The 954-nt window shown below is 54.7% G+C and carries 1 protein-coding gene; it reads right to left on the bottom strand.

The features are described 5' to 3' along the window. Positions 1-157 precede the first annotated feature (157 nt). Positions 158-954: hypothetical protein (locus tag HF327_RS21830; RefSeq protein ID WP_198462442.1), on the bottom strand; the 797-nt coding region annotated here is incomplete at its 5' end.

Here is a 954-nt window from a genome sequence, read left to right on the forward strand (position 1 = left end):
CAGCGGTTGCAGCGGTTGCAGCGGTTGCAGCGGTTGCAGCCAATATTCTGCAAAACATGAACGGCGGTGACGAACTACAAAGCTGTCATTTCCACACGCATAAGGATCAAGCGCACCTAGCCCTGCCGGGCCGATGAAGACTGCCCACCATACACCGTCAAAGACTGCCAGCCCATACGGCAGCCGTCTCAATTACCTCAACAAGCCGCTCAATGGAAAAGCCATCCGGGTATAGGGTTTCATTTTTGACGAGCTCCGCATACTCCTCCCGCCGGTCAGCGCGGTCGGCATGACCAGCAAGCAGCCCATGCGGGTCATTGAGTAGCCGCCTGTCATCTCGCAGTGCAATCAGTACCTCTTCCAGGGATACCTTTAGGAAACCTCCGAACAGTTGGTGATCCCATTCGATCGATGTATCAACGATCCAAGCCGTGAACGTGGGCTGACTGTTCACAAGACCGAGCGCAGTCATTAATTCCATGTCTAGCTCAAGTGCCCGCTGGACAGCGGGGACTTTTCTTCTCAGTTGCAGCCCTGCCTTTCGAAGCGTGGAAGTGCGATGTGCCCACGCCTCCTTCACAGAACGGCGCTGGTAGGTTGACTTGAGCTCCAAGATAAGCACATGACCGTCTCGAGCACAAATTAAATCAACTTCTCCCGCGTTGGCATCCTCTGCAACAGGTGGAGAGACTTCGTACCCAACAAGCACCTGGAACCCGCGTTCTCTAAACAATGCTCCGAGCCGCTCTTCAATTCGGCGAGTCTCTTCCTTGGTTTCATTTCGCCGAGCGCCCAACCGTCGTAGGTTGTTGATAACAGAAGCAGAGTTATTCCGTACAGCCATCATCCACGGCAACTGAAGCGAGAGTCGTCCCAGCTTGAAAAAAGGTCGCTCTTGCCAGCGAGGCCTCAACGCCGAATCACCTGAGCACAATTGCTTGGCCAGAGCAGCCC

This window comes from Comamonas suwonensis, assembly GCF_012844455.2.
Lineage (GTDB): Bacteria > Pseudomonadota > Gammaproteobacteria > Burkholderiales > Burkholderiaceae_C > Comamonas > Comamonas suwonensis.